The organism is Sneathia sp. DSM 16631 (assembly GCF_014892235.1).
GTDB lineage: Bacteria > Fusobacteriota > Fusobacteriia > Fusobacteriales > Leptotrichiaceae > Sneathia > Sneathia vaginalis.
Map to the genome: position 1 here is coordinate 244,315 of NZ_JADBHL010000001.1, position 25,747 is coordinate 270,061.

General features: G+C 26.9%; 26 protein-coding genes. 6 read left to right on the forward strand and 20 right to left on the reverse strand.

From position 1 onward, the window contains the following. Positions 1–9: 9 nt before the first annotated feature. From IMK15_RS01200 to pnp, 3 genes are read right to left on the reverse strand one after another with little or no spacing between them, the layout of a single operon-like run. Positions 10–534 (reverse strand): hypothetical protein, encoded by a 525-nt coding sequence (locus IMK15_RS01200; RefSeq protein ID WP_046328545.1) that lies wholly within the window; start codon positions 532–534, stop codon positions 10–12. Next, positions 527–1,084 carry a CDP-diacylglycerol--glycerol-3-phosphate 3-phosphatidyltransferase gene (pgsA, locus tag IMK15_RS01205; RefSeq protein ID WP_046328544.1) on the reverse strand — a complete coding sequence of 186 codons (558 nt, stop codon included), beginning with the start codon at positions 1,082–1,084 and terminating at the stop codon, positions 527–529. Before pgsA ends, IMK15_RS01200 begins: the two co-directional genes overlap by 8 nt. Next, entirely contained in the window at positions 1,068–3,263 is a 2,196-nt protein-coding gene (pnp, locus tag IMK15_RS01210) for a polyribonucleotide nucleotidyltransferase (RefSeq protein WP_046328543.1), read from the reverse strand. Before pnp ends, pgsA begins: the two co-directional genes overlap by 17 nt. 159 nt (positions 3,264–3,422) lie before the next feature. On the opposite strand from pnp, the gene uppS reads away from it, so the two are divergent. The 5 genes from uppS to IMK15_RS01235 are packed head-to-tail and all read left to right on the forward strand — an operon-like array spanning position 3,423 to position 9,752. Then, on the forward strand, positions 3,423–4,124 hold the full coding sequence (gene uppS, locus IMK15_RS01215) for a polyprenyl diphosphate synthase (RefSeq protein WP_192941590.1): 702 nt from the start codon (positions 3,423–3,425) through the stop codon (positions 4,122–4,124). Continuing rightward, positions 4,111–4,899 carry a phosphatidate cytidylyltransferase gene (locus IMK15_RS01220; protein WP_192941591.1) on the forward strand — a complete coding sequence of 263 codons (789 nt, stop codon included), beginning with the start codon at positions 4,111–4,113 and terminating at the stop codon, positions 4,897–4,899. Before uppS ends, IMK15_RS01220 begins: the two co-directional genes overlap by 14 nt. Next, complete coding sequence (locus IMK15_RS01225) at positions 4,884–6,191, forward strand: hypothetical protein (protein ID WP_192941592.1); 1,308 nt, start codon at positions 4,884–4,886, stop codon at positions 6,189–6,191. Before IMK15_RS01220 ends, IMK15_RS01225 begins: the two co-directional genes overlap by 16 nt. Before the next feature lies 1 nt (position 6,192). Continuing rightward, complete coding sequence (locus tag IMK15_RS01230) at positions 6,193–7,266, forward strand: hypothetical protein (RefSeq protein ID WP_046328540.1); 1,074 nt, start codon at positions 6,193–6,195, stop codon at positions 7,264–7,266. A gap of 17 nt (positions 7,267–7,283) precedes the next feature. After that, on the forward strand, positions 7,284–9,752 hold the full coding sequence (locus IMK15_RS01235) for a glycogen/starch/alpha-glucan phosphorylase (protein ID WP_192941593.1): 2,469 nt from the start codon (positions 7,284–7,286) through the stop codon (positions 9,750–9,752). An 8-nt stretch (positions 9,753–9,760) separates the two neighbouring features. Here IMK15_RS01235 and IMK15_RS01240 read toward each other — a convergent pair whose 3' ends face one another. Further along, a complete protein-coding gene (locus IMK15_RS01240) occupies positions 9,761–10,660 on the reverse strand; it encodes a nucleoside hydrolase (protein WP_192941594.1) in 900 nt (299 codons plus the stop codon). A 152-nt stretch (positions 10,661–10,812) separates the two neighbouring features. Here IMK15_RS01240 and IMK15_RS01245 point away from each other — a divergent pair, with 152 nt between their 5' ends. Beyond that, positions 10,813–12,078 (forward strand): hemolysin family protein, encoded by a 1,266-nt coding sequence (locus IMK15_RS01245; protein WP_237224003.1) that lies wholly within the window; start codon positions 10,813–10,815, stop codon positions 12,076–12,078. Here IMK15_RS01245 and IMK15_RS01250 read toward each other — a convergent pair. The 16 genes from IMK15_RS01250 to IMK15_RS01325 form a co-directional block, all read right to left on the reverse strand. Then, positions 12,071–13,612 (reverse strand): ATP-binding cassette domain-containing protein, encoded by a 1,542-nt coding sequence (locus tag IMK15_RS01250; RefSeq protein ID WP_192941595.1) that lies wholly within the window; start codon positions 13,610–13,612, stop codon positions 12,071–12,073. The genes IMK15_RS01245 and IMK15_RS01250 overlap by 8 nt on opposite strands. Continuing rightward, positions 13,599–14,990, reverse strand: a complete 1,392-nt coding sequence (locus IMK15_RS01255) for an ABC transporter ATP-binding protein (protein WP_192941596.1) — start codon at positions 14,988–14,990, stop codon at positions 13,599–13,601. The genes IMK15_RS01250 and IMK15_RS01255 overlap by 14 nt, the downstream gene beginning before the upstream one ends. A gap of 252 nt (positions 14,991–15,242) precedes the next feature. Then, positions 15,243–15,521 carry an HU family DNA-binding protein gene (locus tag IMK15_RS01260; protein ID WP_046328534.1) on the reverse strand — a complete coding sequence of 93 codons (279 nt, stop codon included), beginning with the start codon at positions 15,519–15,521 and terminating at the stop codon, positions 15,243–15,245. A 26-nt stretch (positions 15,522–15,547) separates the two neighbouring features. Beyond that, positions 15,548–15,748, reverse strand: coding sequence for a preprotein translocase subunit SecG (locus IMK15_RS01265; protein ID WP_046328533.1), 201 nt, complete (start codon positions 15,746–15,748; stop codon positions 15,548–15,550). Between the two features lie 8 nt (positions 15,749–15,756). Beyond that, entirely contained in the window at positions 15,757–16,509 is a 753-nt protein-coding gene (tpiA, locus tag IMK15_RS01270) for a triose-phosphate isomerase (protein ID WP_192941597.1), read from the reverse strand. A 92-nt stretch (positions 16,510–16,601) separates the two neighbouring features. Further along, entirely contained in the window at positions 16,602–17,402 is an 801-nt protein-coding gene (locus IMK15_RS01275; protein ID WP_192941598.1) for a Cof-type HAD-IIB family hydrolase, read from the reverse strand. A 15-nt stretch (positions 17,403–17,417) separates the two neighbouring features. Then, a complete protein-coding gene (locus tag IMK15_RS01280) occupies positions 17,418–18,188 on the reverse strand; it encodes an LCP family protein (RefSeq protein WP_226869149.1) in 771 nt (256 codons plus the stop codon). A gap of 52 nt (positions 18,189–18,240) precedes the next feature. Then, complete coding sequence (locus IMK15_RS01285) at positions 18,241–18,789, reverse strand: PTS transporter subunit EIIB (RefSeq protein ID WP_192941599.1); 549 nt, start codon at positions 18,787–18,789, stop codon at positions 18,241–18,243. 16 nt (positions 18,790–18,805) lie between these two features. Beyond that, on the reverse strand, positions 18,806–19,915 hold the full coding sequence (gene dnaN / locus IMK15_RS01290) for a DNA polymerase III subunit beta (protein WP_192941600.1): 1,110 nt from the start codon (positions 19,913–19,915) through the stop codon (positions 18,806–18,808). Next, positions 19,902–20,735: an RNA polymerase sigma factor RpoD/SigA gene (locus IMK15_RS01295; RefSeq protein ID WP_046328529.1), complete on the reverse strand. Its 834-nt coding sequence runs from the start codon at positions 20,733–20,735 to the stop codon at positions 19,902–19,904. The genes dnaN and IMK15_RS01295 overlap by 14 nt, the downstream gene beginning before the upstream one ends. A gap of 9 nt (positions 20,736–20,744) precedes the next feature. Next, complete coding sequence (locus tag IMK15_RS01300) at positions 20,745–21,740, reverse strand: NAD(P)H-dependent glycerol-3-phosphate dehydrogenase (protein WP_192941601.1); 996 nt, start codon at positions 21,738–21,740, stop codon at positions 20,745–20,747. An 8-nt stretch (positions 21,741–21,748) separates the two neighbouring features. Beyond that, complete coding sequence (plsY, locus tag IMK15_RS01305; protein WP_046328527.1) at positions 21,749–22,339, reverse strand: glycerol-3-phosphate 1-O-acyltransferase PlsY; 591 nt, start codon at positions 22,337–22,339, stop codon at positions 21,749–21,751. A gap of 1 nt (position 22,340) precedes the next feature. Further along, positions 22,341–23,699, reverse strand: a complete 1,359-nt coding sequence (gene rlmD / locus IMK15_RS01310) for a 23S rRNA (uracil(1939)-C(5))-methyltransferase RlmD (protein WP_192941602.1) — start codon at positions 23,697–23,699, stop codon at positions 22,341–22,343. Then, positions 23,693–24,853, reverse strand: coding sequence for a M20 metallopeptidase family protein (locus IMK15_RS01315; protein WP_192941603.1), 1,161 nt, complete (start codon positions 24,851–24,853; stop codon positions 23,693–23,695). The genes rlmD and IMK15_RS01315 overlap by 7 nt, the downstream gene beginning before the upstream one ends. A gap of 76 nt (positions 24,854–24,929) precedes the next feature. Further along, complete coding sequence (locus IMK15_RS01320; RefSeq protein ID WP_192941604.1) at positions 24,930–25,331, reverse strand: ImmA/IrrE family metallo-endopeptidase; 402 nt, start codon at positions 25,329–25,331, stop codon at positions 24,930–24,932. After that, the gene (locus IMK15_RS01325; protein ID WP_052727659.1) at positions 25,328–25,711 is read right to left on the reverse strand and encodes a helix-turn-helix domain-containing protein; all 384 of its coding nucleotides are present in this window, start codon (positions 25,709–25,711) and stop codon (positions 25,328–25,330) included. The genes IMK15_RS01320 and IMK15_RS01325 overlap by 4 nt, the downstream gene beginning before the upstream one ends. Positions 25,712–25,747 lie beyond the last annotated feature (36 nt).

A 25,747-nucleotide genomic window follows, 5' to 3' on the forward strand; every position in this document is an offset into this window, starting at 1 on the left:
TATATCTCCTTAATTTTCTCTAAAAATCTGTATTGTTTCTAATAGGTTAATTAAAATATATGGAATTATATAAAATGTAGTTATACCTAATACTGATGGTGTTAAAAGTACTAGTATTGTTCCTAAATATCCAAACCCTATATTTATTCTAGTATACGCATCTTTTACTTCTATTCCATTATTGGCTAATAGGACTTTTTTACCTAATTTTAATAATATTGTTGCAATTAGTATAAAATATGCAAATAACCATACTTTTTTCATAGCAACTAGAGGTAATAATATACAAAGTATAATCACCTTATCTGATAAGTCGTATAGCATTTGGTCATAGAAATTAACAATATTTCTTTGTAAAATATTCATTTCTTCTAATACATATACAACACCAGCATAAAGTAAGTATAGGATTGTAAAAATTCCAACAATTATTCTTGTTGATGAGAATATAGTATATGTTGATACAAAGTCTAACATTACTATAAATACTGGTAATAGTATTAAATCTATCAATTTAAATATTTTACTATCCATTTATCTCTCCTTTTAAATACTCAGTTGCTTTAATATGATAATCTATTCCTGATATTACAGTTAATATCATAGCTGGTATCATCAATATATTATTTACTACCTTGTATGCAGGTAATATTATTATTAATACAATAGTTACCATTACAACTACTGTTTTAATCTTTCCTAACATAGATGCACTCATTACACCGTAATTATTCTTAGCTAATTGTAATCTTTCATATGTTACTACTATTTCTCTTATTAACATAACTAAAACAATTAATGAACTTAACTTACCATATTTAACTGCTACGAATAAGAAAGAGAATGTTAATAGTTTGTCAGCTATTGGATCTGTTAATTTACCAAAATCTGTAACTGTATCAGTTTCTCTTGCAATTTTTCCATCAAAATAGTCTGTTATACATGCAACCACAAAGATTATAAGGGTTAGTATAGCAAAAATAATTGAAAAAGGAAAATTTAATTTAAATCTTAGTGAAGCATTAATAATTAATGGTATTATTAAAATCATTCTAAGACATGTTAACTTATTTGCTAATGTCATCAGCTTCCAACTCCTTATTTACTTTTTTCATACTTAAGCTAAATTTATCATTTTCAATGTTTATAACCTTAACATTTACAATTTGTCCTTCTTTTAATACATCTTCAACATTTTTTACGTGCTTATCTGAAATTTCTGATATATGTAATAGTCCTTCTTTACCTGGTGCTATTTCAACAAAGGCACCAAATTTAGCAAGTTTAACAACTTTACCTTCATATTCTTTATTTAACTCAACAGTCAATGTATATTTCTTAACTAATTCTAGAGCTCTATTCATCATATCCATATCTTTTCCAAATATGCTTACTCTACCATCATCTTCTATATTAATATCTACACCAGTTTCTTCGATAATAGCCTTAATAGTTTTACCTGCTGGTCCTATTAATACAGCAATTGTACTAGGATCTATTCTTAAATTAATTATCTTAGGTGCATTTTCTGCTAATTGTTTTCTTGGTTCAGGTATTTCTGCTTCCATTATGTCTATAATATTAAATCTTGCTTCATGTGCTTGTTTTAATGCAATTTTCATTATATCTTTTGTTATACCCTTAATCTTAATATCCATTTGTATTGCTGTAATACCTTTTTTTGTACCTGCAACCTTAAAGTCCATATCTCCTAAGTGATCTTCTAATCCTTGTATATCAGTTAATACTGTATAATTATCTTCTTCCTTTATTAGTCCCATAGCAATACCTGCAACAGTTCCTTTAATAGGTACACCAGCTGCCATTAATGCAAGACATCCACCACAAATTGATGCTTGTGATGATGAACCATTAGATTCTGTAATATCTGAAACAACTCTTACTGTATATGGAAATTCATCTTCTGTTGGCATAACAGCTTTTAATGCTCTTTCAGCTAAATTACCATGTCCTAATTCTCTTCTTCCTGGTGCTCTCATAAATCCTGCTTCACCTACTGAATATGGTGGGAAGTTATAGTGTAATATGAATTTCTTTCTCTTTTCTTCATCTAGACCATCAACTATTTGTTCATCATCTTTTGAACCTAGTGTTACAGTAGCTAATGATTGAGTTTCACCTCTTGTAAATAGTGCTGAACCATGTGGTACTGGTAAAACATCTACTTGTGCACTTATAGGTCTGATTTCATTTATTTTTCTTCCATCTGGTCTATATTTTTCATAAATTATTAAGTTTCTAACTATTCTTTTTTCCATTTCATGATAATATTTACCAAATTCTTGTTCATAATATTCTAAATTCTTTTCATTGTCTTTATTTAACAATTGGTCAATTATGTCCGATAATTCTTTTTCTTGCATTTTTTCATTTGCAATTTCTCTTGCCATTTTTTCTCTAAAAATTCCTAGCAATTCTTCACCTAAATTATCTACTGCTTCTTGTTTTTCTAATTTACCTGGAACTAATATAGCTTTTTTTAGTTCTTTTTCATAACCATCAAGAAATTCTACAACTTTTTCATCAAATTTAATTTCTTCAACTTCAAGTTTTTCTTGACCTATTTCATCTATTATCTCTTTTTGTCCCTTACATATTTGCTTTATTTGTTCATGACCAAACATTATAGCATCCAACATTTCATCTTCACTAACTTCATTTGACCATGCTTCAACCATGGTAATAGCATCCATTGTACCTGCAACAGATAAATATATTTTACTTACTTCTTGTTGTTCTTTATTTGGATTTAATACATATTCTCCATCTATATATCCAACAGTAACTCCAGCAACTGGTCCTTCAAATGGTATATCTGAAATACCTAGTGCAAGTGATGCACCTATTGTTGCTAGATTTTCTGGCATATTTACTCCATCATATGAAACAGTGTTAATAACTACATGAACAGCATTTAAAAAGCTTTCTGGAAATAGTGGTCTTATTGGTCTATCTACTAATCTTGAAATTAATATTTCTTCTGTTGATGGCTTTGATTCTCTTTTTACAAACCCTCCTGGAAATTTACCAGATGCATAAAATTTTTCAATGTAGTCAACAGTTAGTGGAAAGAAATCTTGACCTGGTTTTACATCTTTTGATCTTGTTGCAGTTGCTAATATTGTTGTCTTACCACAAGTTAATAGCACTGCTCCTCCAGCTTGTCTTGCAATTCTTCCTGTATTAACTTTTAATACCTCGTTTCCTAATTTAATTTCGAAATTTTTTTCATTTTCAAACATTTTTCCTCCTTCTTTCAGGGGCGTAGTAAATAACATTGCAAGCCTTGAAAAAGGATTCCAAAATTACTTACTACATACAACCCCTTATATTGCATTTTATCATATTTCAACTAGCAAATTCAATATTTTTTTGCTATACTACAGTGAGGAAGTGAGATAATGGAAAATTTAAAAATACCAACTAGTATAGCTATAATTATGGACGGTAACGGTAGATGGGGATTACTACATAAAAATAGTAGAACTGAAGGACACAAACAAGGTGTAATTGCACTTGAAAATATTATAAAAATCTGTATAGAATTAGGTGTAAAAACTTTAAGTGTCTATGCTTTTTCTACTGAAAACTGGTCTAGACCTAAACTTGAAGTTAATACATTAATGTTTTTATTTAAAAATTACTTGATTAACAAAAAAGAAACTTTGAATGAACAAGGCATTAAACTTTTAGTTAGTGGTTCAAAAGAAAAAATCCCTAGCTATTTACTAGAAACCATAGAAAGTACATGTAAGTATTTAGAAAACAACGAAAAACTTACACTAAATATTTGCTTTAATTATGGTGGTAGACATGAAATAGTTGATGCAGTTAATTCATTATTAAACGATGGTTATACAAAAATAACTGAAGATGATTTATCAAATAGAATGTACAATAACATAAATAGCCCTGATCTTGTTATACGAACTGGTGGTGATTTTAGAATAAGTAATTTTATGCTTTGGCAAATTGCATATTCTGAACTTTACTTTACACCTTGTTTATGGCCTGATTTTGGTAGAGAAGAATTCTTAAAAGCTATTTATTCTTATCAAAAAAGAGACAGACGTTTTGGAGGTTTAAGTAATGAAAAAAAATAGAATTTTACTTTTTCTTTTTATACCTTTGCTAGTATATATACTGCTTTCCAGTAAAATACTATTTCTAATTTTCACAGAAATTGTTGTTTGTTGTGCTTTATATGAATTATATAATATGTTCTTAAAGAAACAAAAAAACGTATATTTCTATCCTGGACTTATAATCTGCTTTATATTCCCAATATTAGTGTATTTTAATTTTATGACAAAAGTTAGTTTAACAGCTTCAGCATTTATTGTAGCAGTTTCAGGTATGCTAATAGATAATGAGAAAAAATTTACTGAAAAGCTGTCATTAACTTTTTTTGGTATAATGTATATACCTATACTATTCTCTTATGCACTAAAAATACAACAATTTAAATTTGGTGGTTTAATTATTACATACGCCTTTTGTTCTATTTGGGCTTGTGATACATTTGCATACTTGGTTGGCTCTAGAATAGGAAAGCATAAATTCACAAAAATATCTCCTAATAAGTCTATAGAAGGGGTTATAGGGGGATTCTTTGGAGTTTTAATAATTAGCTACATATTTAAGTATTTTGTACCTAAAATATTTTTTGGAACTAATTTAGCTATTTTATCAGTACTACTTACAATCGTTGCTGTCTTCGGTGACTTATTTGAATCGAAAATAAAAAGAGATTTAGATGTAAAAGATTCTAGTACTATACTTGGTGGACATGGTGGTTTCCTTGATAGATTTGACAGTGCACTATTCGTAATACCATTTGTTTACTATTATTGGAGGTTAGTATGCTTTACAAATTAACCATAACTTTCAAAAAAGATTATGATATAGAGAAAATAAATATATTGGACTTCTTTAAGAATATAAAGGAGTCTTTTAATGTTATAAGCAAGGAATATGTTTTTTTAGATAATAATGTATCATTTAATGACTATGTTCCCGATAAAATAAATTGTTTTCTAGAGTTTATCATTTCATTTGATGGTAATAATATTGATGAACTTATTAAAAAATTTTTATCAGACTTTGACTTTATACTAGACTACATCCTAATAAAATTATCTGAAGTTGAAAGTAAAAAAGATGAGTTTTCAATAAATTCATCACAGATAAATAATCTGGTTAATAATATAGACAAACTTTTCTACATTAGAAAAGACTTACAAGAAATGAGTAGATTTATTCGTAAAGATAAAAAAGATGAGTATTATAGACTTATTAAAAACCTTTCACTAACAAAGTATTATCTAAAAGATGAAACATTTAATCTACGTATGATTAATGTTACAAATGAACTACAAAATATACAAAGTCGTTTGGTAGAATATGCAAAAACTTTTGGAATAGACTTTCAACTTAACTATGATATTAACAATACTATTACTATGGATAAAATACTATTTTTTGCTATTAAACCCTCTCTTATATCCCTACTTTATGCTTTTATACATGAAGAAAATGAAAAAAGACAAAGAAATATAGAAAAAAAGGAATTTATAGTCTCTATTAACTTTATACAAGATTTTAACAAGATAAAGATAATAATCAACAATCCTAATATACAATACAATCTTGCATATACTAATATTGCAAAAAATGACTTCTATTCTATAAAAGAAAATGAACTAGAATTATCATTTTTGAACTATAAGCATATTATAGAATCAAAAGATGGACGTTTATACATAGATGAAGATTCAAATATAGTAACAAAACTTCCACTTAACTTTTTAACACTTAATTGCTATATAATAAAAACAGCTCTAGGATATTTTGCAATAGATAAGACTAAAGTAATAAATGTATTTAAATATAATAAGGATAATGTTGTATCAATAAACAACGTAAAGTATTTTAAAATTTCTTCATTTGAGATGCCAATTTTAAATTCAGTTACTAATCCAAAATTTGCTATACAAATTTGTATAAAATTGCAAAATTTCATACTTTTAGTTAACGATGTACTTTATGAAGAAAAGATATTTGTACGACCTATAGAAAACGATAATAATAACTTTATAGGTGAATGCCTATTAAAAGATACTAAAAAAGCGTATATATTAAATCTTGCATCATATCTAGAAAGAAGGTAATATGGATAACAAAATATCAAATACTATATCTAAAGATCTTTCTATTATAAAAGAAATCTTAGAATTTTTACTACATATTAATTCTATTGAAAAAGAAGACTTTCAATTTTGTGTTAAAAAATTAAATGAACTGGAAAATGATACATTCTTTTTAAAAAATATTTACGATATTGATACTATAAGCCTTTTAAAAAAGATTTTTTCTATTATCGATAGAAATAAAAAGACATATTATGAGTACAAGAATAATATATTTAAATGTTTTAAAGCATTTGAAAATCTATATATTGCCTACTTAAAAACTGGTGTAAATGAAAAAAAGAATAATATAGTTAATATAGAAAATGAAATTCATTCTATTACAAAAAATATACAAGATATACTAAATAAAAAAAATGAGTCTAAAAACTACTATTACATAAAACTAACTTTAGATAGTACTGTACCATATTTTTACTTATCTAGAAGAACTATACTTAGATACTTACTACAATTTGGTAATCCATATAATTATACACCTGATATATTAGATGACGACTTATACACCTACTTCATAATGGACTATAAGGTCGATAAAAATGTAGATGTTGAAAATATATTCAAGTATCTAAAAGAAAATGATGCTGCTATAAAAAAATATGAGATATATAAAATACATATAGATCACAATATATATAATCTAAAATTTTACATTAATGAAGAAGTCAATGAAAACTCTTGTCTTTTCATGCCTAATTTTAATTTTTTAGACATTGTTCATTATAGAAATTACTATGATACATATATAGAATCTAAAAACCAAAGATATTTGCTAGAACCCTTATTAAAAATGAAAGATAAGAATATAAACCTTGTTACCATAAAGAAAATTAGTGATAGAGAAGTAAGAATTTTCTTGCCAGCTGGTCTTAATTCAAAAAACATTACAAACATTAAGAAAATAATAGGTAGTATTCTAATAGATAAAAACATTTCTGAGATTTTATACTCACTAGATATTGACTTTTTAGGCTTACAAATGTTAGAATATTTAAGACGGAAGTATAACATTGAATTTGGAAATGTATTACAATGAGTTCGGAGGTAAATATAATGCAAAAAATCACTAAAGAGCAATTAAAGGAAAAAATTAAATTAGCTCTAAGACGTCAATACGGCAAAACTTTTGAAGAAGCTAAAAATTATGAAATCTACTACGCTGTTTCAAGTGCTGTTATGGATGACGTTGTTGAAAAATGGTACAACACTAAAAAGACTTATGCTAAAAAACAAGTTAAGCAAATGTACTACTTCTCAGCAGAATTTTTAATGGGTAGATACTTAGGAAATAATTTAATAAACTTACAATATGATAAGATTATTAAAGAAGTGTTAGATGATCTTAATATAGACTTAAGCTTAATTGAAGATAAAGAAATGGATACAGGACTTGGTAATGGTGGACTTGGTAGATTAGCTGCTTGTTTCCTTGATTCATTAGCAACTCTTAGCTTACCAGGACATGGTTATGGTTTAAGATATAAATATGGTTTATTTGAACAAAAAATAGAAAATGGATTCCAAGTTGAATATCCTGATGATTGGACAAAATTTGGTACTCCTTGGGACATAAAAAGACTTGATAGAACATTTGAAGTTAAATTTGGTGGTAATGTAGAAATCCATAAAGACGAAGTTGGAAAAGAATACTACAAGAGAGTTAATACTGAAAATGTAAAAGCTATTGCTTATGATGTTCCAGTTATAGGATATGGAAATGGTGTTGTAAATACTTTAAGATTATGGGAAGCACAATCTATGGAAGGATTTGATTTACAACTATTCAACGCTCAAAGATATCTTGCAGCATCAGAAAAAGAAATAGAAGCTGAAGATATATCAAGAGTTCTTTATCCAAATGATACTGAAAGAAGTGGTAAATGGTTAAGATTAAAACAACAATACTTCTTCACATCAGCATCATTACAAGATATAGTTAGAAGATATAAATCAATATATGGTAATAACTTTGATAAGTTTAGCGATAAAATTGCTATACAATTAAATGATACTCACCCAGTTGTAGCAATACCTGAACTTATGAGAATATTATTAGACTATGAAAAATTAGGTTGGGATGAAGCATGGAATATTTGTAAAAAAGTATTTGCTTACACTAACCACACAATTTTATCAGAAGCACTTGAAAAATGGGATATCTCATTAATTCAACCTCTATTACCTAGAATTTATCAAATAATAGAAGAAATCAACAGAAGATTTGTAAATGAATTAAGAGAAAAATATCCTAGTGACTTTGATAGAATAAATAGAATGAGTATAATTTCTAATGGACAAGTTAAAATGGCATGGCTTGCAATAGTTGCATCACATACTGTAAATGGTGTTGCAACATTACATACTGAAATATTAAAACATCAAGAATTAAAAGATTGGTATGAACTATACCCTGATAAATTCCAAAACAAGACTAATGGAATTACACAAAGAAGATGGGTATTAAAAGCAAACCCTGAATTATCAGAATATATTACAAAATTAATTGGTTCAGATAAGTGGATAACAAACTTAAGTGAATTAAAGAAATTAGAAAAATATATTGATGACGAAAAAGTCCTACATGATATTATGGAAATCAAGTTAAATAACAAGAAGAAATTAGCAAAATATATACTAGATACAACTGGCATTGAAGTTGATCCTACATCAATATTTGATATTCAAGTTAAAAGATTACATGAATACAAACGTCAATTGCTAAATGTATTCCATATAATGGACTTATACAACAAATTAAAGGAAAATCCTTTATTAGATGTATATCCAAGAACATTCATATTTGCTGCTAAATCAGCTCCTGGATATAGAAGAGCTAAGGGTATAATTAAATTAATAAACTCTATTGCACAAGTTATTAATAATGATGCAAGTATCAATGGAAAGATTAAAGTTGTATTCCTTGAAAACTATAGAGTTTCATTAGCAGAAAGAATATTCCCTGCTGCTGATATATCTGAACAAATTTCAACAGCTGGTAAGGAAGCTAGTGGTACTGGTAATATGAAATTCATGGTTAATGGTGCAATTACATTAGGAACTATGGATGGTGCTAATATCGAAATAGTTGAAGAAGCTGGTAAAGAAAATGAATTTATATTCGGTCTAACAGCTGATGAAGTTGAAAGATTAAATGAATATGGTAAATATGATCCTATGGAAGAATACTATGTTGTAGATGGTCTACAAAAAGTTGTTGACCAATTAACAGATGGTACATATGATGATAATCATACAGGATTATTCAAAGAAATTCGTGATTCTATACTTTATGGTGTAGATGGAAATAGACCAGATGTTTACTATGTCTTGAAAGACTTCCCACAATATAGAGCTACACAAGCTAAAATATCTAAAGCCTTTGCTCAAAAAGAAAATTGGGCTAAGATGGCATTAAAGAATATTGCAAATGCTGGTAAGTTCTCTTCAGACAGAACAATTGAAGAATATGCAAATGATATTTGGAATATTAAACCTTGTAAACCTGAAAATTATATAAAATAAAATTGTCGCTATTGCGACAATTTTTTTATAAGCCAATTTCTAAATTCATTACTATTTATCTTAAGTGCGACTGTAGTATTAGGTTCTTTTTTATACACCCCATTTAAATCTACTACTGTTGCTCCTCTTGTATACTGTCCTTGTATCTCTATATCCACAAAAAGCTTTCTAGTTTCAAATAAATTAGGATTAACTAAATAGGCTACTGCTGTTGCATCATAAATTGATGCCATTTTACCTATCTTCCCTCCCCTATAATCCACTATTGCTTGATAACAAAACTTACCTATTTCTGTCTTTGAATCTTTTAAATCATCTTCACTAATTCTTGCATCATCGCCCATTTCAAGACCTATCATAGTAATATCTATACCCTCATTAAATACTATTTTAGCTGCATCAGGATCTGCCCCTATATTAAACTCAACTAATGGACTCATATTACCTCTTCCAATAGCTCCACCCATTAATACTATCTTTTCAATATTCTCTTTTACACTTGGATATGACTTTAATAGTAAGGCGATATTTGTTAATGGTCCTAAAGCAATTATACTAATCTTTTCATTACTATTTAATATTACATTTTTCATTTCTTCTACTGCATTATCTTTTGCCTTATTCAATGATTCTTTTAGTACTATACTCCCAAGTCCACTTTTACCATGAAATTCACTTCCATCTACAAATTTTTGTATTAGTGGCTTACTAGAACCTCTTGCAACCTGTATATCTGGTCTACCAAAAAAACTAACTAAATTTAATGCATTTCTTGTTGTATTTTCTATACCCACATTACCAGCTACTGTTGTTATTAACCGTATATCTAGTTTAGAACACTTAATTGCAAGTGCTATAGCTATTGCATCATCAATACCTGGATCTGTATCTATTATTACTGGTATCATACTCTCACCTCATTCTCTTTTTGTATATTATACACTTTATTTCAAAAAAAAGCACTCTAAGTAATACTTTATTTATATATTGAATTTACAAATAAATAAATTGATGGTAAAATATTTATATCAATATTAATGGAGGGATCACATTGGACATAGTGCCCAAATTGATGCTAATATTTTTCCTTATACTTGTTAATGCATTTTTCTCATGTGCAGAAATTGCAATATTTTCAGTGAATAAAAACAAGATATTAGCATTAGTTGAAAATGGAGATAAAAGAGCAAAATTATTACTTAAAATGATAGAAAGTCCTAGTAAACTTTTATCTACAATACAAGTTGCAATAACACTTGCTAACTTCTTTGCATCAGCATCTGCTGCTATTAGCTTATCTAACAAGCTAGAACATTCATTAACTAATTTACCTTATGCTCGTGAATTATCTGTTGTTATAGTAACACTTATACTTTCATATCTTTCATTAGTTCTAGGTGAATTAGTACCAAAAAGAATAGGTTTACAAAAATCATTAGGAATTTCTCTATCATTAGTTGGAATATTAAATATATTTTCAATAATTTTTACTCCTCTAATATTTATACTAACTGTATCTACAAATGCTATGGTATTTATTCTAGGATTTAGTAAAAATAAGGAGAGCGATGATTTAAGTAAAGAAGAAATGATTGCTGTTTTAAATAATGGTAATTTAGAAAAACCTGAAAAAGAAATGATGGAAAATATTATAGACTTTGATGAATTACTTGCTCGTGAAGTCATGATTCCAAGACCTAATATATTTGCAATACAAAAAAATGAAACAATAGAAAGCTTATTGAGTAAAAAAAATATTACTACATACTCTAGAGTCCCAGTCTATGACGAAGACCTTGATGATGTTATAGGGATACTGCATATTAAAGATTTACTTCTATTACAAGATAGATCTGTTACTGCAGAATCACTTATGAAAGAAGCATATTTTGTACCTGATACAAAAAAAGTAAGTCAACTTTTCATGGAAATGAAAACTAACAACAATCATATGGCAATATTAATAGATGAATATGGTGGTGTTTCAGGAATTGTAACACTAGAAGACCTACTAGAAGAACTTGTAGGTGATATTACGGATGAATACGATAAGAAGATATATAATATAGTTGAAATAGGGAAGAATAAGTATCTTGTAAATGGTGATTTATCAATTAATGACTTAAATGACTTTTTAAAGACAGATTTTTACTCTGAACACTATGATTCTGTTGGAGGTCTTGTAATAGAGCATATAGGCTACATACCTGATGATAATGCCAATATCGATGACATCTACATAGATGGTGCTTGCTTTAAAGTGCTAAAGGTAAAGAATAAGAAGATTCAAAAAGTATTAATAAAAAAAGATGCCCAATCTAATTAAGATTGGGTATTTTTAGTTTATAATCATATTTAATATTATCGTTAATATGGTGGGTTATATATAGTAAAGTTAAAGGTTTTGAGTTTATATATTCAATAATATTACTTCTATTTTCAGCGTCTATATTAGCTAGTGCTTCATCTAAAATTAAAATATTTTTTTGATTGTATAAAACTCTAGCTAAATTTATTCTCTGAATTTCACCAGTTGAAAGAATTGATTCATCTAAGGTCTTATCTTTATCTATATGTTCTAATTTTAAATTTTTTAATATTTCATCCATTTTATTTTTATCATATTTTGAAAAAAGAGCTATATTATCATAAATATTTGCATATATTATTTTATTTTCATCACTTATATATGTAATATTATTATATATGCTTTTCATATTAAATGTATTTATATCCTCGTCATTTATTTTAATAACACCGTCATATGTTATTAGACCTAAAATACTTTTAATTAAGCTAGATTTTCCACTTCCACTTTTACCTAAAATTATATATTTTTCATCTTTATTAATTTTAAATGAAAAATTTTTAATAATAGTTCTTTCTTGAAAGCTCAAACCAAAATCATCAAAGGTAATGTTATCTATCTTTTTAACATCCTTCTTTTCTACTAAATCACATACTAATTCTTTATCAAATTTATTTAAGATTGACTTACCTACCTTTATTTTCGCAATCAAAGAAGAAAATGAAATTATTGACTTATTAAAATTATTAAATACATCTGTTATAGCTGTAAATAGTCCTAAAGATACGTAGTTATAGTAAATCATTATATATACTATGGCGTATAGAATTACATTGGATAGTGCAATAACAAAATTAATAAAGACATTATACTTCTTATTGAACTTGAATGTTTTAAGGTATTCTTCCTTTAACTTAGTACTAGTTCTATCTATTGCAAAAATGAAGTTATTTTGCTTATTAGAATAGATAAAATTCATGATACCGTATAATATATTTTTTATCTTCTTTAAATATATGCCCTCTGCAGTATTAAGATCTTTTTGTTTCTTTTCTAGAGTTTTAACGAATAATTGGGGGATATAGTAAGTAAATATTGAAAGTATTACACAAGCTAAAAATAGTACGTAGCTATAGTATACTAGTGTTATAACAGAAAATATTATTAATGATATACAACCAACTATTTCGCATATACCACCTATATAGTTATTAATAATATCCTCAACATCGTTTATAGTCCAAGATAATACCTTATTTTTATCTATGTCTTTTGCTTTTTGATCATTTATTTTCAATGCTAAGTTATACTTTATTTCATTTTTAATTTCTTCTTTTATTTTAGCATCCGTGTTATTTAACACATTATTATATATTACATACATTATGTATCCCATAAGCTGTATAACAAGTAAAATCATTGCCATCTTATATTCTTTTTTAACAATATAGTTGAATATATTTACAAAAAATAAGGGCAAAATAGCTTTAATTAATGATTCTCCAGCATATATAACTGATAAATATGTAATCTTAATTTTATTCATCTTCATATTGTACTACCTCACCTTTTTTTAAATATATTACCTTATCAAACTGTTTTAAATATTCATCATCATAATGATGTGTTATTAAAATTAAAGTCTTATCTGAATTAATTAACTTGTTTTCTATATTATATCTATTTTTTCCATCTAAATTTGAGGTAGCTTCATCTAATATTACTATATTTTTTCTATTATAGAATACCTTAGCTAGATTTAATCTTTGTTTTTGACCTAATGATAAATTATCATCTTTTACTTCTTTATCAATTGTAGAAATTTCTAGTTCATTTAAAATACTATTAACTAATGCCTTATCACAATTTTCATCGTATATTGAAACATTATCATATATATTTGAATAAAAAATGAAATTTTCTGAATTTATATACTCAATTTCAGAATAAATCGAATATTTATCAACACTTTTTATATCCTTAGAATTTATTAAAATTTCCCCACTATAATTAGAAATATTTTTTAATAATAGATTTATTATTGTAGATTTACCACTACCTGATTCTCCAATTATTAAGCACTTATCTCCTTTATTTAGTGATAAATTAAAGTTATTTATTATTCCATCTAAACAAACTTCCTTAAATTCTATCATAGATATATCTGATATTTTATCATAGCTTTCTTCTAATTCTATTTCATTATCATATTTTTCATAAACCTTTTTAGAATTTTTTAATGATATATATTTTCCCACAATTTCATTTATGGTGTTACAAAAATATGCACAGAATGTACAAATAGGGAAAAATGCTGATATAGGGAGTTTATTGTTTATTATATACACAGTAGTTATACTAGCATTTAGTATCTGTATTAAAACACTTAATATTGTTAGTTCACTTATTACCAAATGAAATTTTTTGTTTAGGTTATAATATACTTTAAGGTATTTATTATTATATTCATTTTGTTTATCTGCAAAATTTTTTATTTTATTCTCAAAGAAGAATTTATACACATTTTCATATAAATTAGTAACATACTTAACATTTTTTTCTTTTTCTTTTGAAATGTCATATTGTATTGTTTCTATTTTTGAAGACAATTTATCCGAAAATTTAAACATTAATGCAAAACCTATTAAGTTAAATATGAAAATATATACATTAAACCATAATATCATACTTCCAGTAAAAAGAACTATTAAAACATCGTATAAAAATATATATACATTTTTAAAATATTCTTCTTTTATACTATTCATATCATTTACTAGCCATGATATATACTTTTCTTTTTCTTTTAATTTGGAGTTTTTTTGATTAATTATTTTATGGGAAAGATCATTAATAATAGATAATTTTATATTTTCTAAATATCCTTCTCTTAATACAAGATATGCATAATCAATAATGGCAGATAGCATTATTACAAAAAACTCTATTGCAATATAAAAGACTGTCCCCTTAAATCCTTCTTTAAAACATTATTTAGTATAAACATACCTAACATTGTTTTAAAGATAAATAGGAATGCTTTTAAAAAGATGAAAAAACATAAGCTTATCTGCTTAAAAATATTCTCCTTAAAATATGATTGTAACTCTTTCAATATTTCCTCCTTATATAAAAAAAATCGGCATAATTACAAAAATATTTAATTACACCGAATACTTCACTTATCTTGCACTTACTGCGTCAGCTAATTTCTTACCAACTTTAAATTTAACAACTGTTTTAGCTGGTATTTCGATTTCTGTACCGTCTTTAGGGTTTCTTCCTTTTCTTGCTTCTTTATCTTTAGTTGCAAATGTTCCCCATCCAACAAATTGTACATCTTTACCTGCTACTAAACTTTCTTCTACTAATTGTAAAAATTCATTTACTAATTCTTCAGATCTTTTTTTACTTTCACCTGTTTTAGCTGCGTATGCTTCTACAAATTCCTTCTTTGACATCTCTTTGTATCCTCCTAAAAATTATTTTATCTAATAACGCTGTAAACTACTGCTGATACTAAAAATAATACTGCTACATATTCTGTAAATTTTTCTATTCCGTCTTTTTCTTGGTCTAAGATGCTTTCAGTCTTAGCAACAGTTTGACTTTTATCTGGTTGCATTAATATTACAGCTACTAGTATAATTGATAAAACTACCATGAATGCTACGAATAAACCGTTCATATATCCTCCTATTTACCAGCTTTAATAAGCTCAATAAATGATTCTGGGTCTAAGCTTGCCCCACCTATTAATCCTCCATCTATATCTTCTTGAGCTAATAAGTCAACAACATTTGCTGGTTTCATTGAACCACCATATTGTATTGTAACTTCATTTGCTACTTCTTTTGAGTATAGAGATTCTAATAGGTTTCTTATAAATTTATGTACTTCTTGAGCCATTTCTGGAGTTGCTGTTTTACCAGTTCCTATAGCCCATATTGGTTCATATGCTATAACCACATTTAACATTTCATCAGAACTTAGTCCTTTTAAACCTTCAACTATTTGTTCTTTTACAACGTCTTTAGTTATTCCTTTTTCTCTTTCTTCTAATTTTTCACCTATACATAATATTGGTTTAAGTCCATGTTTTAAAGCTGACTTAACTTTTTCGTTAATAAATGCATCTGTTTCGTGATAGTATGCTCTTCTTTCAGAGTGACCTAAAATTACATATTCTACACCTAAATCAGTTAACATTAAAGGTGACACTTCTCCTGTATATGCTCCACTTTCTTTTGGGTTCATATTTTCTGCTGCTATCTTAATTATGCTACCTTTTGTCATTTCAACTGCAGTTTGTAGTGATGTAAATGGAACACCTACTATAACATTTCTATCTAATCCTTTTACAAGTGGTAAAAGTTTTGTGAAAAACTCTTTAGTTTCTGAACAAGTTTTGTTCATTTTCCAATTTCCTGCAATAATTGTTTTTCTCATCATCATGCCTCCAACTATCTATTTTACTTGTAAAGTGTATCATATTTTTTCCTTAATTGCAAGGATTAGTATAATACACACTAAGTAAAATATTAGATTATAAATTTATCTATAACATCTGCTAGAACACCATCTTCATTAGTAACTGCTGTATATTTACATTTTTTCTTGATATCCTCATTAGAGTTACCAGCTGCAACAGGTAAACCAACCTCTTCTAACATTGCTAAATCATTGTATGAATCTCCACAAGCTATTACATCGTTTAAATTAATATTTATTATATCACATAATTTTTTTATTGCTACCCCTTTACTTATATCTTTATTAGCTATTTCAATAAAATGTGGATCTGATATTGCTAGATAGTATTTATCACCTATTTCTTTTGCTAATTTTTCATAACATTGTTTTATATTACTTTCAGATGATATAAACATACATTTTACAATTGCACTTAAATCAAGTTTATATATATCTTCTATTTCCTTTAATTCTAGTTTTGTTATTCTTGACTCTATTTTACTATATTCATTAATGCAATCAGTATAAATAAATTTATCTATATAAGTAACTATTGTTACACCAAGTTTTTTTGCTAAATTATAGAAATAGATTACATCTTCTCTTGATAGACCCTTTAAGAATATTGTTTCTTCTGTCTTACAATCAAATATTTGACCTCCATTAAAAGCTACTATATATCCTTCATAATCTTTCATTTTTAGTTCTTTTGCAAAAGATTTCATTGCTTCTATAGGTCTACCGCTAGCCAATGCAAACTTACATCCTTTTTGTTGTGCTTTTATTATAGCATTTTTATTATTTTCAGGTATCAAACTTTTATTTGTTAATAAAGTTCCATCCATATCTGTTGCAATCAATTTATACATAAATCCTTAATCCTCCTATATCATTATTTTAAATTTACCTTTTATGTCATTTACACTATCTTCGTTTGGTACAAAGTAGTATATTCCATTCTTTCTAGTAGATTCTCCTTTTATTTCGTATTGTTGTATGTTTAATAAACCTAAAAATGATGGTAAAATCTTTAAAGGATTATAACTAATTTGCATATTATTGTATGCATAACTAAATACATTAGGTATCTTTTTCACTCCACTTGGACTTATTAACTTGAATATTATACTCTTCATTAATTGTCTTTGTCTTTCTTCTCTCTTAAAATCACTGTCTGATTTTCTATGTCTTGCATATGCTAAGGCACTATCACCTTTTACTGTATATTTTTGATCTTTCTTAAAACTCCATCCATCTTGCACAAATGTATGGTTTGATACTATATCAACACCGTCTAATATATCTGTAATATTTACTATATCTTCAAATCTAAATACTACGCTATAGTTTACACGAGTATCTAAGAAATTTTCAACAGTCTTGATACTACATTCTCTACCACCAAAAGCAAAAGCATGTGTTATTTTATCATATTTATCTTTACCATAAATACTTACATATGAATCCCTTGGTATAGAAACCATTTTTATTGTAAATAATAACGGTATAACTTTTACTAAAACTATTCCATCTGTTCTTGACCCTTTTAAATTTTCAGTTCTTGCGTCACTTCCTAATATTAATATATTATATGGCAACATTAGCCAAATAAATAATATAACTATTAATAATAGGACTACTCTTCTTATTTTCAACTACTTGCCCCCTAACATATCAAGAAAAAATATAGCACGCTTGTGCTATATTTTATATTTGTTTTCTCATTTCATCTGCTACTTCTTGTACATCAGACCCTATTATTACTTGTACTGAATGTTCATCTACTACAACAGTGTCAACTGCTCCAACTTGTTTTAAGACTACTTTATCAACTAAATTAGAATCTCTTAATTCCATTCTTAATCTTGTTATACAGTTATCAATTGTAATAATATTTTCCTTTCCACCTAATCCTTTTATTACTTCACTTGCAATTTCAGAAAAGTCCTTCTTACTTGTAGATTCAGTTTCGATTTTTGAAGAACATGCACATTCTTTCTTTTTCATTTCTTCAGCGATAAATTGTACTTTAGGTCCAATAATAATTTGAACTGAATTTTTATCTTGTACTATTACTTCAACTGCACCTGCATCTTTTAACTCATCTTTATTAATTTTAGCAGTTTCATGTAATTCTAATCTTAATCTTGAAACACAGTTGTCAATTGTGATAATATTTTCTCTTCCACCTAAACCCTTTACAATCTTGTCAGCAATTTCCTTGTAATCTTCTTTCTTATTACCAAACTTAAACATATATTCTCCTTTCAAATTAAATTTTAAGCGGCATTGTTAAGTATACATTATTGTTCTTATTACCATCTTCCTTTATTAACACTGCTGATATTTCATCAGACATATTAATTTCTAATATATCTGCATTTTTTACAGATGCTAAATACTCAATTATGAACTTAACATTTAAATAAATTTTAATATCTGGACAATCTTTAACAATCAACACATCTGAACTAGTGCTACCATATTCTCCAAAACCTGAAATTCTTAATTTATCTCCTGTAAACAAAAATTCTGCTACGTCTTTCTTTTCTTTTTTATCTCTTACAAATATTTGAACCTTTTCTAATGCTGTATGTAAATCGGACTTGTTGATCTTAACTTTTTTATCCACCTTTACATTATTTAGTATACCAACATAATCGGGAAATTGCAATTCAGTAACTTTTGTTATTACTTCTATATCATCTAATTTGAATAATACTCTAGTCCCTTCTGATCTAAATATCACTTTATTTAAAGTTGTTTCTCTAAATATCTTAAGTAATGCTTGCGTAATTTTTAATGGTATACTTACACTAATATTTTCATTAGTGTCATTTTCTAAAATTTCAACTTCTCTGTACATTAATCTATATGAATCAGTTGCTACTAATTTTAATGTTTTTTCTTCAACATCAAATTTAATACAATTAATCTTTGGCTTTTCAATATCTGATGAAGCTGCAAATTGAGTATTTTCTATATTTTCTAATAATGTCTTCTTATCTAATGTATATTCTACTCCATTTATTATATCTATATCTTGTGTTTGTTCATATTCTATCAGACTATAATTTGAAACGCTATCACTAGTGATTAATTTAATCTTTTTATTTTCTTCTTTTATTTCAACTTCTTCATCTTTAACCTTACGTAAGAATTCTTCTATTAATTTATGCTTAATTAATATTTTACCTTCGTTTATAATAAAAGCATCACAATAACATTTAATAAATAAATTATACCCTATAGCTTTAAATTCTAACTTATTATCCTCAGTAGTTTCAATATATATACCACCCTTACTATCATCAGTTATGGCATTTTCAACTATCCTTATAGCTCGTAAAAAATCTTTAGTTTTTACTTTAATATCTAACATCTTCCACTCCTTTATCTTTTTCAAGGTGACGCTTTAATTTTGTTATTGCTTTCTTTTCTATTTGTCTTACACGTTCTCTTGTAATATTTAATATTTCTCCTATTTCTTTCAAAGTATGCTTAGTATTATTTAATCCATATCTTAATTCTAGAATTTCTCTTTCTCTATCTGTCAATATTGTTTCCAATAGGTCACGCATTTCATGTATTTGTTCTTCTTTAATGATATTATCTTCTACATCATCTTCTTTTCCAATCACATCTTCCAAGAAGATATTATCACCTATTGTTTCATTAAATGATATTACATCTTGAAACTCATTAAGTAGAAGCACAACTTTACTTGTCTTTAAATTTAACTTTTTAGCTATGTACTCTACAGGTGGATTTTCACCATGTTCTGTTGTATATTCATTTATTAATTTATTAACCTTAGCCAATTGTTCATGTTTATATGACGGTATTCTAATATCACGTCCCATGTTGATTATAGACTTCTTTATCGCTTGTCTTATCCACCAAACAGCATATGTACTAAATCTGTGACCCTTATTACAATCAAATTTTTCAATTGCTTTAAGCAATCCTAAATTCCCTTCACTTATTAAATCTATTAATGGTAATCCACTACCAGAAGATTTTTTTGCAACTGAAATTACAAGTCTTAAATTCGATAGTATTAGCTTATTTTTCGCCTCTTCGTCATTATTCTCTTTTATGCGTCTTAAAAGTTCAAGCTCTTCATCTTTATCGAGTAAATCATGTTTTCTTAAATCTGATAGATATAAGGAAATTAAATTTAACTCATTTTGTTCTTCCATAATAACCTCCTAGAATTCTGACCTTAAATTTCTATTCATAAATATTTCTGTTATTGTTGATGTAGATTGATTATTATACAATATGTTATATAACTCAATAAAAATTGGCGTTCTTAAGTTATTCTTTTCTATAATTTCCTTTAAAGCCTTTATTGTATATGCACCTTCTGAAACCATCTTCATATGACCCATGACTTCATCTACACTCATACCACTACCAATCTTTTCACCTAAATATCTATTTCTACTGTATTTACTTGTACAAGTTACAACTAAATCACCAAACCCTGTTAATCCTATGAAGGTCTTAGGATCTGCGTTATAGAACTTACCTATAATCATCATTTCTCCTATACCTCTTGTCATAAGTGCAGCTTTTGTATTATCTCCATAGCCTAAACCATCTGATATACCAGCAGCTATTGCAATGCAATTTTTTAATGCTCCTGCAAGCTCAGCTCCTATTAAATCTGTTCCTGTATATACACGTAAATATGATGTACTAAACATATTTTGTACTTTTTTTGCTATTTCTTCTTCTTCACAAACTGATACTATCGCTGATGGCACCTTATTTGATACTTCTTCTGCATGTGTTGGTCCTGCAAAATGAACATAATGATAATTTTTTTCTTTTAATTCCTCACTTACTATTTCTGATATTCTCTTTAAACTACCAATTTCAAGACCCTTTGCTACATTTACTATTATCTTACCTGGTTCTAACTTTTTTAAATTCTTTAAAACTGGTCTAATAAATTGTGTAGGTGTAGCAAGTAAAATAACAGAACATTCATCACAAAATTCATTAAAATCATCTATTACGTGAATATTGTCTAATAATTTATGATTTGGTAAAAATGTCTTATTTTCCCTATCCTTACGCAACAATTTTCTATTTTCTTCATCATGCTCCCAAAGATAACATTCATACCCTTTAGAAGCTAATAATATTGTTAATGCTGTTCCCCAACTTCCAGCACCTATTGTTAAAACTTTCTCCATATTACTCCTTATTTTTTCACCCTATCAAAAAATTTTGCTTCCTTATGTTCTAATAAATTCTTTATATTAGATTTATGTCTATATATAACTAAAATTCCTATTAACAAGGAAAAAATAACCTCATAAATATTACCTTTATATAAATAAACTGCTATAAAAAGTAAAGACGCTGATACCATAGATCCTAGCGAAACATATCCACTTATTATTGTAACTAATAAAAAGACAACTAATAGTGTCAATATTGAAAATGGTGATATTACGATAAAAACACCAACAGTCGTTGCAACTGCCTTACCACCTTTAAATTTCAAAAATATAGAATAGGTATGTCCAATTATTGCTAACATTCCACATAGTATTCCTATATTACCTCCAAACTTATATCCCAAATATGTTGGAATTAGTCCCTTTAATATATCTAATACTAAAGTCATAATACCATATCTATATCCCAATACTCTTGCTGCATTAGTTGAACCAACATTTCCACTACCATATTGTCGTACATCCACTTTTTTAAATACTTTACCTATCCATAATGCATTAGGTATGCTACCTAAAATATATGAAAACACTAATAATATAACTTTAATCACTTTAATCCTCTTTCTTTTTTTCTATTAATGCTACACTTTCAATATGATGTGTATTAGGAAACATATCTACTGAAGCAATTCTTTTCAATTCATATCCTAATTGTCTAAAGATATTCAAGTCTCGTGCAAATCTTGATGGTTCACATGATATATAGACTATTTGTCTAATATTATTACTACATACCTCTTTTATTACACTTTCTTCTATACCTTTTCTAGGTGGATCAAAAACTATACTATCTATCTTATCTTTACTTAAAATACTAGCTATACTTTTTTCCACTCTATTACATATGAATTCTATGTTCTTTATATCATTCTTTTTAGCTGTCTTTTTTCCAGATAATACTGCACTTTTAACACTTTCTATACAATATACCTTATTTACATTTTTAGCTAATATCATTCCTATAGTTCCAGTACCACTAAAAGCATCTATAACATTAGATGTATTATCTAGAAAACTTATTGCAAGCTTATATAGCTTTTTAACTTGCTCTATATTTATTTGGAAGAAAGAATCAACATAAATTTTAAAGTCTATTGAAAATATATTTTCACTTATATATTCATCCCCAAATAAATGTATATTTTTTTCTCCAAGTATTATATTATTCTTTTGATTTTTTACAGACACATAAACAGATTTAAGAAAATCTACCTCATCATAAACCTTTTTTAAAACTACTTTTAATTTATCAAGTTCCTTATTTTTATTTACAACTATGCAAACCATAGCTTCGCCCTTAGTGTTGTTACGGATTATAAGGCATCTTAGAAAACCAGTATCAGTATCTTCGTTATATACTGTAAACTTATTATCATTTAATTCTTTTAATATTATTTCCTCTATTTTACTTGCAACTGTAGACTTTAAATAATCTTCTTCTATACTAAATTTTGTATGCGATTTTCTTTTGTAAAATCCTACTTTTATCTTTCCATCTTGTATGAAAAATGGTGTTGCCACTTTATTTCTATAATTCGTTACATTACTTGCACCTATAATATTTTCATATATACTAGATACATCAAGTTTTGATATACTCTTTAGCATGTCTTTTAACATAATATCTTTATACTCCAATTGCTTTTCATACTTTATATGATTAAAATCACAACCAGAATTTTCTTCAAAACTTATCTTATTGTGTTCTTTTCTATCTTCTGATGGAACTAACACTTTTTGAATTAAAGCTCTTACATATGTTTTTTTAACTGATATTACTTTAACTTCTAATTTATCTCCTATACATGACATGGGTACAAACACAACTATATCCTCATATCTAGAAAGACCTTCACCACCAAAGACAATTTTTTCAATAGTTACTGTTATTACATCATTTACTTTTAACATAGATACTCCAATGCATTTTTTAATTGTATTAATAAGCCTGTTCTTAGAGCTATTTCATCGACCATAAAGTTAGTTGTATGCAATTCAGTAAACTTGTCACCTGCAACACCTAGTCTATAAAATGAACCTGGTATTTCTTCTAGGAAGAACCCTATATCTTCTACATCCATTCTTGGAACACTAATTAATTCAATATTATCTTTTCCTAAAATATCTACTGCATTCTTATACAAAAAATCTGTAAATTCTTTATTATTAATAACAGGTGCATAGCTATCTCGTATATGAAGTTCTAATTTTGCACCAAAAGATTCAACAAATTTTTTTAAATCTGTTTTAAATATATTTAATATGTATTGTTTCATATCTTGTGTTAGGGTACGAACTGTACCTGTAAGAGTTGCCTTTTCTGCTACTATATTCTCAGCAGTACCTGCTTCAAACTTACCTACAGTTATTACAGCACAATCTCTTGCATCTATTCTTCTTGAAACTATTGTTTGAATATAGTCAACTACCTTTGCACCAACTACTATACTATCTATACCATTAAAAGGTAATGCACCATGAGTTGCCTTACCTAAGATATCCATAGTAAATACCATAGATGTTGCGTGTAATTTATCGTATTTTACTCCTATCTTCCCTGCTTTAATTTCTGGTGCACTATGAAAAGATATTAAATTATCAATTTTTTCTCTATTTGCACCTTCATTTAGCATTCTTTTAGCTCCTCCAACTGTTTCTTCTGCTGGTTGGAAGAAAAAATGAGCTTCACCCTTCCATAAATTCTTGTTTTCTACTAATGATTTTATAACCCCCATTTGTACTGCCATATGAACATCATGTCCACACGCATGCATAACTCCTTTGTTCTTAGATTTAAACTCTAGGTTATTGTCTTCTACTAATGGAAGTGCATCCATATCTGCTCTAAATGCTAATTTACGTCCTTTACCATTTCTTATACGAGCATATATTCCTGTATTAGCTATCTTTTCATACTCAATATTATAACTTTCAAGGAAATCAATTATATATTTTTGTGTATTAAATTCTTCTTCACTTAATTCTGGGTATTCATGTAAATGTCTTCTTGTTGATATTACCCAATCTAAATTTTTTTCAACTATATAAAATATTTTTTTATTCAACTTTTTACTCCTAAACAGTTATAACTTATTATACTAAATAATTATATTTTTTTCAAACTAATATCAAAAAAGAATGCTAAATTACTGCATTCTTAATTACTGATATAGTTGAATTTATAGTCCTATTAATTCTAGTACTATTATCCATAAAATTTTCTAGATTAAGGAATATGGTAGCAAAAATATTAGCCTCTATTTCAAACCTGTCTGTACCCATAATATTACTAAAACATCTATTTACTTCATCATGCTTTAGTATATGATAAAATTCATGACATAAAACAAAGTTATACTCTATTTCATCTAAATTCTCGTCTATTACAATAATATTTTTATCCCTAATCTTTATGGTATATGAAACTATATCTCCTATCTCATCTTCTATTATGCTTACACCCTCATCTTTTAATATACCTACTATACTTTTACCGTGAGTCTTTTTATACTCCAGTGAAAATTCTATAGTTTCTTTTATCATAATTCGTTATTATCCTTCAACATATTAATATATACCTTAGTAATAGAGTTTTTTAGCATTTCATAGCTTTCTTTACTACTCTTATTCCCCTTAAAAAACATAATATTATTAGTTGATAATATTAAATCTAATTCTTTTAATTGACTATCTGATAACATACTTGTATCAATATCATTTTGCACTTCTTCAAAGCCTAATAAATATTGTGGACTAACATTCAATGCATGAGCTATCTTTTCTAGCTTATCACTAGGTATATTAATATCATTTTTTTCATAACGTGAAATTGTAGATTTTTTTAAACCTATCTTTTCACCCAATTCTACAAGTGTTAATTTCTTTTGTTTACGTATTTTCTTTATTCTTTCCCCTATATTCACTATATCACCTACTTTCCTATACTTTACTATATTTTT